Source organism: Halocatena salina (assembly GCF_023115355.1).
GTDB lineage: Archaea > Halobacteriota > Halobacteria > Halobacteriales > Haloarculaceae > Halocatena > Halocatena salina.
In genome coordinates, this window is record NZ_CP096023.1 from 130,605 (window position 1) to 146,796 (window position 16,192).

Annotated in this window: 11 protein-coding genes and 1 CRISPR repeat array; of the genes, 3 read left to right on the forward strand and 8 right to left on the reverse strand. The window is 53.7% G+C overall.

Annotation, left to right across the window (positions count from 1 at the left end; genetic code table 11):
- Positions 1 to 184: 184 nt before the first annotated feature.
- Together MW046_RS19185 and MW046_RS19190 are read right to left on the reverse strand one after the other, a co-directional pair.
- On the reverse strand, positions 185 to 634 hold the full coding sequence (locus MW046_RS19185) for a type II toxin-antitoxin system VapC family toxin (protein ID WP_247995926.1): 450 nt from the start codon (positions 632 to 634) through the stop codon (positions 185 to 187).
- On the reverse strand, positions 635 to 997 hold the full coding sequence (locus MW046_RS19190) for a helix-turn-helix domain-containing protein (RefSeq protein ID WP_124955240.1): 363 nt from the start codon (positions 995 to 997) through the stop codon (positions 635 to 637).
- A 310-nt stretch (positions 998 to 1,307) separates the two neighbouring features.
- On the opposite strand from MW046_RS19190, the gene xseA reads away from it, so the two are divergent.
- Both xseA and xseB read left to right on the forward strand, forming a co-directional pair.
- Entirely contained in the window at positions 1,308 to 2,792 is a 1,485-nt protein-coding gene (gene xseA, locus MW046_RS19195; RefSeq protein ID WP_247995927.1) for an exodeoxyribonuclease VII large subunit, read from the forward strand.
- Between the two features lie 24 nt (positions 2,793 to 2,816).
- Positions 2,817 to 3,020 (forward strand): exodeoxyribonuclease VII small subunit, encoded by a 204-nt coding sequence (gene xseB / locus MW046_RS19200; RefSeq protein ID WP_247995928.1) that lies wholly within the window; start codon positions 2,817 to 2,819, stop codon positions 3,018 to 3,020.
- Between the two features lie 348 nt (positions 3,021 to 3,368).
- On the opposite strand, the gene MW046_RS19205 is transcribed toward xseB, so the two are convergent.
- Positions 3,369 to 4,634: a Cdc6/Cdc18 family protein gene (locus MW046_RS19205; RefSeq protein WP_247995929.1), complete on the reverse strand. Its 1,266-nt coding sequence runs from the start codon at positions 4,632 to 4,634 to the stop codon at positions 3,369 to 3,371.
- A gap of 514 nt (positions 4,635 to 5,148) precedes the next feature.
- Between MW046_RS19205 and MW046_RS19210 the strand changes: the two genes are divergently transcribed.
- A complete protein-coding gene (locus MW046_RS19210; protein ID WP_247995930.1) occupies positions 5,149 to 5,376 on the forward strand; it encodes a hypothetical protein in 228 nt (75 codons plus the stop codon).
- Positions 5,377 to 5,792: 416 nt separating this feature from the next.
- Positions 5,793 to 7,652: a CRISPR direct-repeat array (repeat unit 30 nt; unit sequence GCTTCAACCCGTCTAGGGTCCTGCTGTAAC).
- A 105-nt stretch (positions 7,653 to 7,757) separates the two neighbouring features.
- Here MW046_RS19210 and MW046_RS19215 read toward each other — a convergent pair.
- The 5 genes from MW046_RS19215 to cas6 are packed head-to-tail and all read right to left on the reverse strand — an operon-like array spanning position 7,758 to position 15,602.
- Positions 7,758 to 10,640 carry a CRISPR-associated endonuclease Cas3'' gene (locus MW046_RS19215; protein ID WP_247995931.1) on the reverse strand — a complete coding sequence of 961 codons (2,883 nt, stop codon included), beginning with the start codon at positions 10,638 to 10,640 and terminating at the stop codon, positions 7,758 to 7,760.
- Positions 10,637 to 11,482: a type I-B CRISPR-associated protein Cas5b gene (gene cas5b, locus MW046_RS19220; protein ID WP_247995932.1), complete on the reverse strand. Its 846-nt coding sequence runs from the start codon at positions 11,480 to 11,482 to the stop codon at positions 10,637 to 10,639. Before cas5b ends, MW046_RS19215 begins: the two co-directional genes overlap by 4 nt.
- 3 nt (positions 11,483 to 11,485) lie before the next feature.
- On the reverse strand, positions 11,486 to 12,568 hold the full coding sequence (gene cas7b / locus MW046_RS19225; protein ID WP_247995933.1) for a type I-B CRISPR-associated protein Cas7/Csh2: 1,083 nt from the start codon (positions 12,566 to 12,568) through the stop codon (positions 11,486 to 11,488).
- 5 nt (positions 12,569 to 12,573) lie between these two features.
- Entirely contained in the window at positions 12,574 to 14,781 is a 2,208-nt protein-coding gene (locus MW046_RS19230; protein WP_247995934.1) for a TM1802 family CRISPR-associated protein, read from the reverse strand.
- Positions 14,778 to 15,602 (reverse strand): CRISPR-associated endoribonuclease Cas6, encoded by an 825-nt coding sequence (gene cas6, locus MW046_RS19235; protein WP_247995935.1) that lies wholly within the window; start codon positions 15,600 to 15,602, stop codon positions 14,778 to 14,780. Before cas6 ends, MW046_RS19230 begins: the two co-directional genes overlap by 4 nt.
- Positions 15,603 to 16,192: the final 590 nt, after the last annotated feature.

Below are 16,192 nucleotides of genomic sequence, written 5' to 3' on the forward strand. Positions count from 1 at the left end.
AACCGCCGACTGCCCAAGAGGACACTGGACGTTCTGAGACAGCGACGGCCCCTTACGGCGGTCAACAGCGCCCTCTCAGCCGACTACAGACACGTGGCCGAGCTCGGCGAGCAGCGTGTCCACTGTCCCGATCGATGTGCTCTCAACACGCTTGATCGCTCACCAACCCGTCTCAATACACCACTCACACGTCACCAGTGTCAGCAGGGACGAGCGTCAATCCAAGGGTGCGAAAATCCCCGTCAAACGCGAAAATATGTTCAATGTCCCGATCGATGGCAAGAACACCAGTCATGTGATCGGTGAACGAGATGGCATGATCGTCGTAGCGGGCAAACTGTACACAGGCAGCCTCAAAGTCCGCTTCACTCGGATGGATGAGCGTCAGTGAGTCGGACTGTCGAAGCCGATCTAACGTGGCCGACGCTCGCTCATGGGTGTGTTTGCGCCGAATCAGCGTGGTGAGTTCATCGAGAACATATGTCGAGGTGTAGAGGGGCCGGTACGCGAGCTCGCCCGTTTGAATCGCATCGAACACCGCTCGGGCTCGCTCATGACGGGGGGCGTTATCGACAAACCGCGCGAACAATGCACCCGTGTCGAGAAACAACGCTGTTGCTCCTGCCCGACTCATTTAGCTGTTAACCTCACCGTACAGCACATCATCGATCGCCTCCTCGTCAATCGGCTCTTCAAGAGTGAACGTTGGAGCCGAAAACAGCGGATCATCAGCCGGGATCGCGGTCACTTCGTCCTCTCCGGCGTCGCTCACCCACCAGACGACGGCCCGTCCCCCGACTTTCTTTCGGTCGACAGTCCCCTGCTCTTGGAGCGCGAGCAACCGCTCACGCACCGCACGGCGACCGATTGGCAGTTCCGCCGCGAGTTCGGCAGCCGTTCCGACGTGACCAGGGGCCTGTTCAAGTGCCGTGAGGATTGCCTCATCGGACACCCGAGCCGTATACTTCCCACTGTCGTCGCGATTCGCATCTGACATACACGACGGTAGACACGCTGCTGCCTTAACCATTTCCCACATTGGTAGTGGACTCATTTAACACCATGTAACACATGGGAACAGGAGGGCAGACTGCTCTCGTGACGTGTGTTCACACGGAGTCACGTGTTCACAAACACATGAACACAGTTGTCTCATTGAGGGATGCCCTTGGCGACGTACACGCGAAGCCACCGGCACAATAGCCACCCATCCCTATCTCACAAGGATTCGACAGAGCAACCACCACACTGCTCGCGGGTGACCGGTCCCATAGATTTTTCACACATCGCCGTTACATGTGGAATCAATGGGTGTCGAGTCGCCGACAGAGACGCAGGCCACCGAGGAACTGACATCCTTGCAGGACACACTTGAGAGCGACCAGATCGCGTTCGTCGATACGGTTGCCACCGAGATCGAGACAGTGCTCGAAGCGGCCAGCGAGCTCCACCGCTATGAGTACGTGATCGGGGAGGTTACCAACTACGGCATTTCATCGAACGACCACGTGCACTTCGATCTCGTCCACGAGGGCTGTCAGCTCCACTGTGTGATCCTCCACTTCCGCCGGGAGGACATTCCCACAGAGCTCGAGGACGGAGTGCAAGTTGCTGTCACTGGCGAGCTCTCGTTTTACACCGTCGACAACTACTGTTCGATCATGGTCGAGGACGCCGTCACCGTCGGGGAGGGCACCTACCAACAGACTTACGAGGCCAATAAGCAACTGCTCGCCGACGACGGACTCCTTGAGGACGCCACGAAACAACCCCTGCCAGACTATCCCTCCTGTGTTGGTCTTGTCACCAGTGCAACGAGCGACGCCCGTGACGATGCGGTGACGAGCATCCACCGCCGCCATCCCGGTGTGGCAATCATCGTTCAGGACACGACCGTTCAGGGTGAGAGCGCGGGGCCATCGATGATGCAAGCGATCGGCACCCTCGATACGGACGCGCGGGTCGATGTGATCGTCTTGACACGCGGGGGCGGGTCTGACACCCATCTCCGCGTGTTCAACGATACCGCGCTCTGTCGTGTGGTCCACAATACGCAGACCCCGATCGCTGTCGGCGTGGGCCATGAGGCTGATCGTACGCTTGCTGAGGATGTCGCCGACCAGCGCGTGATGACCCCCACGGAGGTCGGCCAAATCGTACCACGCTATGTGACACTGACTGAGCAACTCACCCAGCAACACGAGCAACTTACGACGGCCTACACCCAGCTAGCGAACGATCGCGTCATCGCCCTGCAACAGCGGCTGACTCAGAGCTATGAGCAGCACGTGATGAGCGAACTCGATGCCCTAACAACCACCCTTACCAACACCTACGAGACACTCGCCTCCCGCAAACGCTACGAACACGAACAACTCGACAGACGACACGACCACCTTGCTACCGCCTACCGACAGGCGGTAACCAATAAGCTCACCGGTCAGCACCAACGGCTTGAGCAGGCCTACGAGCGGCACCTAACACGTGTGCTCACCGATCGGGCAACGACACTGAATCACGCCTATAGCAGCCTCAAACGACAGAGACACCGCGACCGGGAACAGCTCATGCAACAGCACAACCGGCTCGATGTAGCGTACACCCAAACCGTGTCTAACCGGGTGAACAACGCCAGCCAGCGACTTGATCATGCCTATGAGGTTCTTGAACAGCAAAAGCGCCATGAGCGCGAACAGGCCCAAACGACGCACGCTCACGATCGCCAACAGATCGCTCTCGCTGCCTTGCTTCTGCTTGTGATATTACTCGTTGGCTATATCATACTAACGTGAGTACAATCGAGACACCACCAACCAATGACTGACACACCAACTAACGTATCCGCGGACGCATCGATCGCTGAGAAACAACAGCGCCTCGAAACCATCATCGACAAGCTCGAGGATGGCGCAGTCTCACTCAAGCGAGCGAAAGAACTCCACGAGGAAGGCACAGCACTCATCGAGGCGCTTGAAGAGGAGCTAGCCCTCGGGGACGGGGAGGTCATAGAACGGACCTGATCACACGTCAGCTCATTGCCGATGCAGTCGCTTCTTGATTCTTCATCGACTTCTTTCTCGACAACAGTTGAATCCCGACCGTTGGCCACCTCTGCGGCATACAAGTCCACCGACTCAAGCCATTTCAGGGAGTATCTTTTGATGTGCCGATCCATCAGTTATATATGCCAGACTAAACGGATCAATATCACCCCGTACCACTACTTCTAACTATTTAAATGGGTGCCCCCCTTCATTTCCAACAGCTGTCTGACGCGTGTCGGACCTCAGCTTCTACCCCAACCATTTGTTCCAAGTTTTAAGTCAGCATCCCCCCACCACTTCCACCTTATTATTGAAAAAGTCACGTCAACGCACAGTCTCTCTCAGTTTACTTAAATCATCGATTTCGTCATCTTCCTCACTTTCTAACGCATTAATAACGGTTTCAAGTGGTGTATCAAGTTCGTATTTATTTGGTCGACCTCTACCACGCTGATCGGGTGTTACGTTCTTCAGAATGCCATTATCACACATTTCAAGTAGATGTTCGTGAGCACCACGCCGAGTAAGCGGATCTCGACCAAAATCATTTGCTATTGTTTTATAGTATTCATAGATCTCTCTTGTTTGAGCAGGTGTCTTTTTCTGTGCGGCAAGATTTGTGATAGCGAGAAGAACATATTTTCGATGTGTTGGGAGCTTTCGAATTCCTGTTGTCACCTGTTTACGTTCGATCACGTCTTCAGCTGCTCGAACATGTCGTTCTTTAATACACTCAGTCTCGCCCGTCTCGACTGCTTCGTTTTCAGCGAGTTCAGCAGCTTTTCGTAGTAGACGGATAGCCTGACGGGCAGATCCTCGATCGCGTGAGGCGAGTGCCGCACAAAGATCGATGATGCCTGGTTCGGTTACGCCGTCGTAGAATGCTTGATCAGCACGACGAGAGAGTATCGAAACAAGGTCGTTCCGCTCGTATGCTGGAAAGTGAAGCTCGGTTTCACAAAGTGTATCCTTTACCCTGGCAGGAAGTTCATCGCGGAACTGGAAGTCGTTACTGATCCCAATAAGACATAACTCAGCGTCGAGTTTGTGCATTGTCTGCGCTCGAGTGAGTTGGTAGAGCAATTCGGTGTTGTTCCCAAGTGTATTCACCTCATCGAGGATAAGGATAATATTCTCTGCAGCTTCACTCAGATCATCAAATAGTTCATCATAGACTTGTTCAGTAGGATATCCTGTCTTACTCAACTCAGGCTTATTTATAGAAAGGGTTGTCAGTGGATATGTACGGTTTCGCGCCTCATTGATGAGTTCGATTGCCGATTGGTATGATGTGTTTGCAGATGAGCAATTTATTTCAAGAAGATCAACATCAATAGACTGTTTCTCAGCTGTTTCTCGCAAATCGGGAAGTAAAATGCGCGTGGCAACGGTCTTGCCGACGCCCGAATGGCCGTAGAGGAAGATATTATCGAGATCCCAACCTTTCAATAGAGGCCGAAGAAGCTTGACGTAGTCTTCGATTTCATCGTCTCGTTCCTCGAGTTTTTTAGGCTGATGTTCTGGTTTCAGCACGCTCCGGTCCTTTATGATGTATTCATCGAGGAAGCTATCATCGTCGAAATAGCCCATGCTATAACACCACAGGATAAACTCATAAAACCACCGCTTCTAACCCTACCACCCATACCGTTTCTTCCAACTAAGAGTTTCTTTATATACCTCTCCCCCCCCTTCATTTCCAACTCCTCGTTGAAATCTGATGGTGCTCCAGTATAGCCTATGTAGTAGGGAAACACTTAATACATATTGAGTACAACAGCATCCGTACTATATACAGAAGGAAACAAAATGATACATTAATATCATTTTGTTTCCTGAGAACCCTCTCTTACTACGCTAAGTTGGAAATAGTGGGGGGAGTGGGGTATATAAAAGAACGGCCAATTGGAAGTGATGGTCTGGGTCGTTCTGATCGGTCCGATGGATATGTTCCGTAGTCTTCACTTATGAGGAGACCCTAACTGAACGAACGCGCGATGCACGATTAAGACGACAGTTCGGAACAACTTCTCTTGATAGCTCGCTGTTGCCGATACTGGCACGGACCCGAACAGTCTCGGTGATTGGGACCGTTCATGTCTGTATGCGGAACCAGCAGACGCCGCTTGGCCGCACCGAACAAGCCGCGCTTGAGCGACTGTATGACGACTACGAGCCTGTTACAGACAGTTTTTCACGAGCGGTGGCCGTCACCGCACTCGCGGAGCTTGACTTTGAGCCGTCCGTTGCCCACAGCGTCCTTGATCGGTTGCTCTCAAAGGGGTATCTGTATGCCGTCGATGGGGATCTCCACATTACCGATAGCCCATAGCGTTACAGAAGGACCCTAGTAGGGTCGAAGCTGCTTAGCACACGCTCTCTCCAAACAGTTGCTCTGCCGCCGATTTCGGCACTCACTCTGGGTCGACCCAGCGACAGACACGTTGAGTAGTCGGCGATGAACCAGAGATTGCCCCTCAACGTCCGCGTAGCTCAGTGTTGCTCAGGGGGTAGGTGTGCCTCCCGACCGACGACAACTCTGTTGTTTGCCATTCAATCGATTCCGGTGGTTGCGCCAGCTCCGAACTGAATCCGAACATCCCCGGTGACAGTATCCGAGAGGGAACGCACTTTTATTCCGGCAGCTCAGCGGTGACCAGTACCCAGTCGCCCGGCTGCTCAGCTTAGTCTATTGAGCTTCAGCAGTACCGAAGTCGAGCTAAAGCACTGCCAAGATCATCTAAAGGCGCCTCAACCCGTCTAGGGTCCTGCTGTAACAGTTCGCGTTGTGGATCGGCGGGGAATTCTCGGTAGCTTCAACCCGTCTAGGGTCCTGCTGTAACTCCTCGACCGCGATCTCTCCGTCGCCACGCTGCAATATGCTTCAACCCGTCTAGGGTCCTGCTGTAACTCGGAAATTCCGGTTCGGGTTGGTGATCATGACCCAGCTTCAACCCGTCTAGGGTCCTGCTGTAACCCTACTCAACCGCGTTCGGAATGTTGCCTTGAGTGTTGCTTCAACCCGTCTAGGGTCCTGCTGTAACTTATGGGAAATAGTTATCGTAGCCCCTGCCATTCCTGCTTCAACCCGTCTAGGGTCCTGCTGTAACCGACGTGATGGAGTCGTAGAACGTCGTCTCTGGATCGGCTTCAACCCGTCTAGGGTCCTGCTGTAACGGCTGCCATCGTGTCGAAAACGTGGTGCAGCGGGTGCTTCAACCCGTCTAGGGTCCTGCTGTAACTCGGTGCAATATCCCTAACTTCCGAGAAGATCTGCTTCAACCCGTCTAGGGTCCTGCTGTAACGCCAGCTACCGCTCCACGATCAACTTGGGACTCAGGCTTCAACCCGTCTAGGGTCCTGCTGTAACTTGGTAACATGGTGTGGGGGTAATGGACCACATTTGCTTCAACCCGTCTAGGGTCCTGCTGTAACTATTTCCTCATTAAGCAAACGGGCGAAGCGCAGGAGCTTCAACCCGTCTAGGGTCCTGCTGTAACACCCCCGGTTCAAGAGCCTCGGATGGGGTCTCCTCGCTTCAACCCGTCTAGGGTCCTGCTGTAACCGTGTTCGTTGCGTCGACCGTTCTCTCATCAGTCGCTTCAACCCGTCTAGGGTCCTGCTGTAACCTCACATCTGCTGTTAGACCGAAACTGAGCAAGGGGCTTCAACCCGTCTAGGGTCCTGCTGTAACCCATCTCCACCGGTCTCATACCGAGACGAGCCACGCGCTTCAACCCGTCTAGGGTCCTGCTGTAACCACGCTGACGAAGCTTCTCCCCCGGTTTTACGACCCGGGCTTCAACCCGTCTAGGGTCCTGCTGTAACCCTGCTGATCTGGATCAGTGGCGATAAGCCGATAGCGCTTCAACCCGTCTAGGGTCCTGCTGTAACGTCGAAGAGAGCCCGTCTGCGGGATGGCGTGAGGTGCTTCAACCCGTCTAGGGTCCTGCTGTAACACGGACTTGAGCCCGGAACTACCGAGCACCGATCGCTTCAACCCGTCTAGGGTCCTGCTGTAACGGTGTGGATGTCGATGTTGAAGACCTGCAGAACGTGCTTCAACCCGTCTAGGGTCCTGCTGTAACAGAATCGTTACTGTCGGAACTACCGCTTTCTACATCGCTTCAACCCGTCTAGGGTCCTGCTGTAACGCTGGCTCAGGATCGTGCATTAGTTCACCGAGATCACGCTTCAACCCGTCTAGGGTCCTGCTGTAACTCGTCGTTGAACCGCGTGCGGTACGGGAGGCTCAGGCTTCAACCCGTCTAGGGTCCTGCTGTAACGAGTGGTCGGGGTGAGGCGGGAAGAGTGGTTAGGCGCTTCAACCCGTCTAGGGTCCTGCTGTAACCCGGAGACACCAACCAGCATGGTACCTGGAAGCGATGGCTTCAACCCGTCTAGGGTCCTGCTGTAACTCGTTTATCGCGTCTCTACCGCGTTCTGTGAGGACGCTTCAACCCGTCTAGGGTCCTGCTGTAACTCCGAGACTGAAGTTTGTGGGCTGAGTCTGGACCTTCAACCCGTCTAGGGTCCTGCTGTAACCGCGAGGCGGTGGAACTCCACCGCCGGAGCCGACCTTCAACCCGTCTAGGGTCCTGCTGTAACCATGGCCGATATCGCGGCTGTGTAGGCTCTTGTGGGTGATCTCATGCAAGTGTTTCCGTCGACCCTCAATGCTGGGACACCCCCGGGGGGTCGACAGAATGTACCCTAATGGAATGTGAACCGTCCAGCGAGACCGTCGTCGTCGGTAACAATGAAGCCGCCAGCTGCCAAGTCGTAAGGACTTCGCTCACTAACTACGGTACACGCGAGAACGTTTATCCCCTCCGCGTCGAATGATTTTCGATCGATTCGATGCACCTGACTTTGAATGGTTTCGATATCACTGACTGGGACCGACACCCGGAGGTCTGCCATCGCTGTAAGCAGGTCATATCGAGAGTGTTTATCCTTGCTGGCGAAGGAATCGACCATAGTGTTCAGCAGCGCGCGTTCAAATGCGGTTTCAGCAACAATGACATCGTATTTCGCATATTCGTCATCGATAAGACTCGCATATTGAAGCTGTTCGGCATGACACGACTCGATCCGTTCGACCAACGTCCGATCTTCAAGATCTTGACGTTCGATCCAGTCGTAAAACGCAGGAATGGCCCTCCGGGTGAGATCGGATTCGGGAAGCGCAGCCGAATCACGCTTACGACAACGATCTCCCAGAATCGCAGCAACTTTCGACAGGAGCTTCTTTGGCTTGTACACACACGTTGCGGGTGGACGACTCGTTCCTTCAGGCCCAGCAAGCGCCCAGACCGTAACCTGCCCAGCGCTATGGCCCCACTCAAACGACCGATTGCATCGTCCCGCCGCTTGCACAACGCTGTCCAGCGGAGCGAGATCTCGATATACGCGTGCAAAGCTGATATCGACACCAGCCTCGACCGCCTGAGTCGAGACGAAGACGAAAGGAACCCCTGCACGGGCGAGAACGTTGGCAATCGTCACGATTGCGCGCCGATCACGAGACCGAAGCCGTGAGGTGAAGGTCCCGACGTAGAGCGTCGATGGCTCCGTTGTTGCTCGCAACCGCCACTGTTGCTTCGCGAGCGGCACAGAAGCGTCGGTATCAAGCGGACGAAAGCCAAGCTCATAGAGCGTTTGCTCTGCGACAGCGTCGGGATTCGGTCGGGATGAAGGAGACGGATCATTGTCATTGACAGGCGGAGAACATACCTGAAGGGCGTCCTGATACGCTTCGCCGATACGAGCTACCGGTCGCCCAGCAGTTGTAGCACGCTCGTTGACGGCTTCGGTTAGCTCCTGAGTGCTTGCGACAGTGTTACACACGGAGAGAACGGACGACCCATCGTCGTCTTCGGTAACGGAACGGTTCATTGGCGTCGTAGCAGCCCCAAAGAGCCGATCGGCAGCAGCATCAATGCTGAGCAAATCGTCGCTGCCAGCTTCGAAGCTGTGAACGGACTCATCTACATTATACTCGACACGTTCTACTGCCTCGAAGCAGGTGTCCACTAGAGGGGGGGTATCCGAATCAGATCCGCCTAGTAGAGACATCGTTTCAATTTCTGGTGCGTGTGTGAACAGTGACGGTTGTGTTGCCGTCATCGAGATGATGTTCGCGTCGTATCGCTCGACGAGTAGTGTTGTCAGACGGCGAATTGCCTCCCACCACTGTTTCGGTAACGTCTGTGGCTCATCTAAGATGATCACGCTGTTTGTCAGTGATGGGAGTTTCAATCCGTTCGCATTTGTTGGAGCTGTAAGGCTTTCGAAGAGCTGAACGAACGTCGTGAGGGTTGTTCCAGACCGCCAGCTCTCGCCGAGCAGTGCTGGATCGAAGAACCCCTCACTGTTGGCTGTTTGATCGCCATCATATTCCCCCTCTATCTTCGGATATGATACTGTGTCACTGAGATAATGATGAACGGTGAACGCGAGTCCGTACGGATCAGCGTTGAGGATGTCTTCTGATTCGAAGATGTCCCGCGTCTGCTCGATAATCGAGGTATACGGAAGCGCATATACGACCCTTGGTCGCGTCTCAGTAGAGAGTTCAGTATGATCAAGAGCATTCCGAATGGTGTATGCGGCTGTGATTCCGGTGAACGTTTTGCCGAGTCCTGTTGGAAGGGTAAGCGTCGCAACGTTCGCTGAGGAGGACACGAACTGTTCGGCATTGTCTTTGACGAGGCGGCGCACGCCCTCTCGGAGCTGATTCAGGGCCGTTTCGTCGGTCAGATCAAGTGGAAGCGACGAGGTCGTCGTATCCGGTTCGAGGGGCGGTGGATCATCGAGATCTTCACGGAGGGTGTGAATATGCTCTTCAAGATCCGTGAGCTCAAGATGCGACGGCCGAAGATCCCTGTCCTTGATAGCAGCAGCGCTTGTTTTGTCCGCGAGTGTGAGCACACTCCAGTGGTGGAGTACCCGATCATAGAGCTTCGGAGGGAGCTGTTCGGGAGCTGGCTCCTCTGTTCCCTCTCGGTGTCCACTCTCGCTAGCAAGTTCGATGATCGTGGCAAACAGTGTCCCGTCATCGATGGCAGTTTTGAATGACTCCCACGACGCACTCCCGTTCGATCCCTCTCGAAGCAACTCATTAGCTACCGCTCGATTTTGAGCGTTCTCATCGATGTCATCAACCTGCTGAACGACGTAACCATCGTCATTTCGCTCCGCTTTGACGATCTTGGTAAGCCGTTCAGCTGCATCTGGAAGTCGGCCATGATGTTTCAAAACCGCGAGCATCCCGACAAGACAGTCCCTCTCGGAGGCCCCCATCCATTCCAACGCATGGAAGACGGCAAACGCGCCCAGTCGAGCGTGATATGTCAGTTGTTTCTCCTCGACATAGGCGCATCGCACGTAGCGTTGGAAGTGCGGCGTCACTTTTCCGAAGTCGTGAAGATATCCTTCACACCGCAGTATGACAGTGCTATCGAGTGAACCGTCGGACGAATAGCTGCTGAGCACCGGCATTCGGCTGCCAACGTCATCGCTGTGCGTTCGAAGGAGTTCTTCCGTATTGTTATCGTCTAATCGTGAGATGATGTCGTCATACACGTGAATCACCTAAAGACGACCGTCCGGTCGTTGACGTTGACGGGGTGGATTTCGTCGGGTGCTACCTGGAGTGGCGATCCGTCAGGGACGAACGCATAGTTGATGAATCCCGTCGTATGGCGGTCATTCGAACCGACGGTCATGAACCCTGGAACACGTTCAACCGAATATGATGTTCCAGCTGTCGGAACGATTGCATCGACGCCATCAGGGAGTACGGAATCGATTGCTACAGTATCATCGGTCTCAATTGGATCTGGTTCGTGTTCCCCCATCCACTCGACAGAAGCGAGTAGCTCAGAGAGCCCCAACGTCGGTGAATAGTAGGAATGACCGTTTCGTAGCCGGTTCCGCAGCGTGCCGTAGAACGCTGGATTTTCGACGGCCACGTCGATCCGATAGACGGGATTGACGAGGTAATGATATCCGTGAAGCTGCCGGTTGTCGGTGCTGTCCGGGAACCTAACTTTCACTGTTCGTTGTCCAGTTCCCCCGGCATCATCGAACGTTTCGCTCGGGTTCGTTCCGAGACCGAGCGACGGCATTGCGACGGTTCGCAGCTCCGAGCACACTTCAATGGCGATCGCAGACGACTCCTCAGCGAACACGTCGTAGTAGCCATCACGACCGACACCGACGATGCCAGCGAGCAATCCAGCAACGGTCGTTCGTGGCGGGACCCGGTACGTCTGTTTTGTGACCGTCCGATCGATACGTCGAAAGTGTCCCCAGTCACCAGCAACGGTCAGCGAGAGACATTTTGACGGAACACCCTCATCGTTGATTACCGGCGGCTGTGATGCGATGTGGGTTGCTCCCCGAATCGCTACGGATGCATCGGAGTGCGCCATGATTCAGTCGCTCATCGTCGGAAGCGTGTGTTCGAATTCCTCGTACACGTCGACGCGGTGGACTGACAGCCCGTGGTCTTCGAGCAACTGCGGAAGGTCCGCAGCGCTACCCACACGTTCGCCGTTATAACTGATGTCGATATAATCACTTCCAATCACATGTACCACTTCGATTCGATCAGCAGCGGCTGTGAGCCGATCCACACACTCCGTTACGTTGACACAGATATCGGTGACGTTTCGAATGGCGTCGTCACTCAGTGGTCGACTATCATCACCAGCAGCTTCTCGGTCCAGTGAGATGCCGTTCTGGAGATCTCCGATGTGGAAGCCCGACTGATTGTACTCCACACGCACGTACAGGCGAGGTTCTTGACCAACCTTGCTCCGTGAGATCGTCTGGTTTTTGATCGCACGCCAGCAGAGCGTATCGAGCCGCTCGACATCCTCCTGTGTCAGGCCCGTATCTTTAGCACCATGTTCGTTCACGAGGCCGTGGAACGGGAAAATCCCGTATTTGATGCGATGATCATCCAGATCGAAGCCTCCAACGTCTTTCCCTGCCTGAGTTGAAATCACACTCGTGAGGGTGTTTGTCTCCTCGTTCAACTGTACCGAGTTGAGCGAGCGTGCCGGGCTGAATTGGACTGGACCAGTGTAGTTTCCGCTATTGAACTGTTCTTTGATAGCTTTGTGGAGATCATCCTCGGGATCTTTATTGAAACTCAATGTGGCACCAAAATACCGAACATCGGTTGCCTTCGTGAGGAATGCTTCACTGATATCTTCGATCGCTTTGAGATCCTCCACACTAGCAATATCGCCGAGGACATCAAGTGCGAGAGCGGCCCGACTCCCGCTCGTTCCCTCCTCTGTTTTCCGGACGAAGACACCGTGACCGTCATCAATGAGCTGGTCGCGCAGATATCGTTTGAGTCGGACGTCCGTGACGGCTGCCTGACTCGTGACTGGATCGATTCGTGGTCGGTTTTCTCCAAGCGGGTTTCCGTTGGGATTGCAGTCCTGTGCGTCGATCAGAAAGACGATTTCGGAACGGTTCTGAACGGTGTTAGTTGGTGTCGTCATGAGTTTCAATCGTTTTTGCTTTTGTTCGTTTTAAGATCGATTCCTGCATCGGCAGCAACCACTTCTCGAAGATCGAATGCGCGGTTGGTGGCTCGTTTCCCGTAGAGCTGTCCGAGAGCGTAGTGAAATCGAAGATCCTCGGTCGGAAGGGTCCACCCAACTTCAGCAGCATCACTAAGCGCTTCTGGAAGACGATCCTCGAGCTCAGGGAAGAGCGAAGTGCTACGATGTTGATTATCCATCGCATACACGTTGGTCTTATGTATGAGCTCAGGAACGAACCGTTTGATTCGTTTGCCGGTCATCTGCTCAGCGGGGTACTGTGCAAGAACGGTTCGTTCCATGCCTCGCTCAGTATCTTGGTAATATCCAAGCTGTCCGACTAGCACACCGGCGAGAAACGCCGCTCTGCGTTGGGGGCCGCTCAGTGCTGGTCGTTCCGCAAGGAATCGATTAAGGCGGTATTCACGGAACGAATCAACAGGGAGTTTCCCATCGTCAGTGAGGAACTCATCTGCTGGTGGGCATTCGGGACTATCTGTCAGTGTCGAAACGTCGGTTGATTCTCGTGGTTCCATAGGTTCAGCATAATCATCCGGGACGGCGAGGCGTCCCACAGAGGCGAGTGCTCGTAACTGTGTATACTGTGCTTTGAGGTGATTTTCGGACAACCGTGCATCCTCGTCATTGCGACGTTGCTGTGCCAGTCGCTCAACGTACTCACTGAGCAGTCGTCCAATAGGGACGGACTCCCCGGCCAGTAGCGCGAACGTCAACCATTCACTGGTGTCATCAGTCGTCGGATCGTCATCGCTTGTTTGGGACACAGTCCCAGCAGCGTATCGTCCAGTGACAATCGACTTAACGACGTGGCGAGGTTTGGTACCGGGACGTATCGGTGACCAACCGTCTGGTTGCTCAAAGCCAGCGACAGCATCGAACGTGCTTCCGTCGAGAATTCGCTGGTGAGCGTTCGCAAGCCTTCTCGCAGGCTGAATGGTCGCATCGGGAAACTCATGCAAGACGTTGATGTCACCGCTGTCGTTCCGAAGCGAGATGAGATAGAACCGGAGGTCATCGGTTGTAGCGTCACCGTCCTCTTCGAGCAACTTTTGTAAGTGAGCGAGGATTGCTTGTGATTCTGCTGGTGTCTCTCGAATGGCGTATTTGATATCCTTTGCACGGGTCGTATCCATTCGCGTAAAGTACGGGATCGTGTAGACGCTCCGTCCCCGTCGTGTCCGCCGACACTGTTCGATCAGTGCCGCACCCGACTGAATGAGCAACGCTGCATCCGAAGAGACGGGATGAGATCGCCACGCGTGCTTGGATTTCAGCTCAGCGAATTTCTCCGTGTGCTGGACTGTAAAGAGCGCGAGCGGATCTTCTGCCGTCCCGAAGACTTCCTCATCGTCGCCTGTAACGAGACACGTTCCGGTTCCTCGTGAAGGGACATCTGTGTTCTTCTCTGCGAGCTTTTCGTCCTTTCGAGCTGCCATCGCGGCGTTGAACACATCAAGCTGTCCCGGGAAGTAATAGCCATCTTCCGGTTCTCCGGACGGCGGATGAGCCAGTGCATCCAGTTCGAGACGGACAGCGACAGTGGCAACGACACGTGGTTTCTCCTCGCTGTCCATCTGGGGGCTGATCGCATTCTCGATCTCATCTTCGATTGTTTGGCTTGTTCCGAGATCTTGGAGTGCCCTGACAATCCAGCCGTCATCGTGTTCTTCAGCAACCTGACCGACGGCTGGCTCGCGTCCGTCCGCATTCGTCCACCGCTCCAGACAGTCGACGCAGTAGGTTACAGTTGTGCTCCGTGCAGAGCCACCTTTTGCTCCCCTTCGGGTAATACTATGATCGATGCCGCGCCCCCACGGATACCGAGAAAAGCCGAGCTTAGGTACGATTTCTGGACGAAGAGGCCGAATATTTATTCCATCCAGTTTTGGTGTGTCCTCAGTTATGTCAACACACACGGTAACGAGTTTCTTATCGTCATCGCTTGAGGTGGTAAAGCCGTCTAATTCACTCGGTGTGACATAGAGCTGGTACTCATCAGCTACAATCGATTCCTCGGTATCCCTCGTGTTTCCTGTGTTCTCGGTAGTGGCTTCCGCAATCGCCCCATACAGCGCCTGAATGCGTCGGAGTGACGTTACGGAATCGAATGAACAGTGTTGCTTGAACACCGACTCGTCGAACGTACTCATTGGGACTGCCCTCCTGTTTTGTTCGTCACAGATGTTGTGCCCGGTGGCACACGCTCGTCTTCGCGGACATTGACGAACCCGAATCCCAAGCTGTTTCGTTCAGCGAGCCCCGTATCAAGAGCGAGGTTCAGATGGCGGCGATGATCATCGTCGCGGACTGTATACCCGAATCGGAACTTACTGAGGATGTACGTCTCCTCGACGCCGTCGGTGACTGTCACAGGTAGTGAATATGTCTTGATGAGCTCATACTCGTCAAAGAGATCTCCCTCGACATCACTTGGTCCCGGCAAGTGCTCCGGACAGAATAGTCCGTGTTTCCGATCAAGGTTGTTCTCTAACTGTCGCTTTAATGGCCGGAGTGAGTGCTCGGGTTTCCAGAACTCCGGTGTGTCACTGGGTGCATCGATCCCATATTCCTCGAACTGCCACGGGGGAATCCGAACGACAAGTCCGGTTGCACATTCGAGTACGCCCTGTGTCCCCGGCTCGCCAACATCAGTGTGAACGCCGGTGATCTCTTCGACCGTTAGCGGCATCTCTTTGATATTGAACTCCCGATCCTCGATGAGATTCGCACCGATCGAACGAAGGATGTCGTCGTTCGGAGAAGCCACAAGCACGTTTAGCTGGTCTCCCTCTGTGATGGAACCAAAGGGATACGGATTGCTGAATGACAAACCGGATGGCTCCTCTGAATCGTGTAACTCACTAAACTCTGGCTCATCAAGTGCACGCCAGATCCGTCCCGCGAGACCGCGGTGGTAGGCCGTGTTGTAGCGGGCATCCGCGCGGGCGCGAAGGCGAATTAGCAGGCGCACGTTCCATCACTCATAGACACATTATTGGTACTCATATTATAGTTAACATTCATCCATATCTTCCTATGATACGCATGATTTATAAATATCTTATGGCTATTTAGTAACCTGCTGTAACAGAGGTGCTCCATAATCAGCAAGAACCTAACTTCAACATCACTATGATCCTACTGTAATCTTGCTTTAGGAACGTCTCTGTATATGACTCACTACTACCTATGTGTTTTGAATACAGTCATCCAACGTTCGAACGACTCTGTTATTTCATATACTAATGGTTTTTTATTTGAACAAATTAAGTACCCGTTTATCTCAAGTGTTTCTAATGTAGTAAGAGGTGTCGGATCTAACTGATCAACTGCCTCATGATACTCCTTCACTGTGAACCTAGTTACCTCTGGCAGAAACTCATCGGCTAGTTGGAGAGCGACCCTTTCGAGAGTCATCTCACTTTTTGATATTCGTTCCATATCTAAGTAGTAGGTACTTGCATATAAAACTGTAATGTAACTGATCGTGATGATGTACCATTGAAGTAATTTGTAATGAGGGGAATATACAAGGCAATAAACCAGTGGTGGTAGGCAATA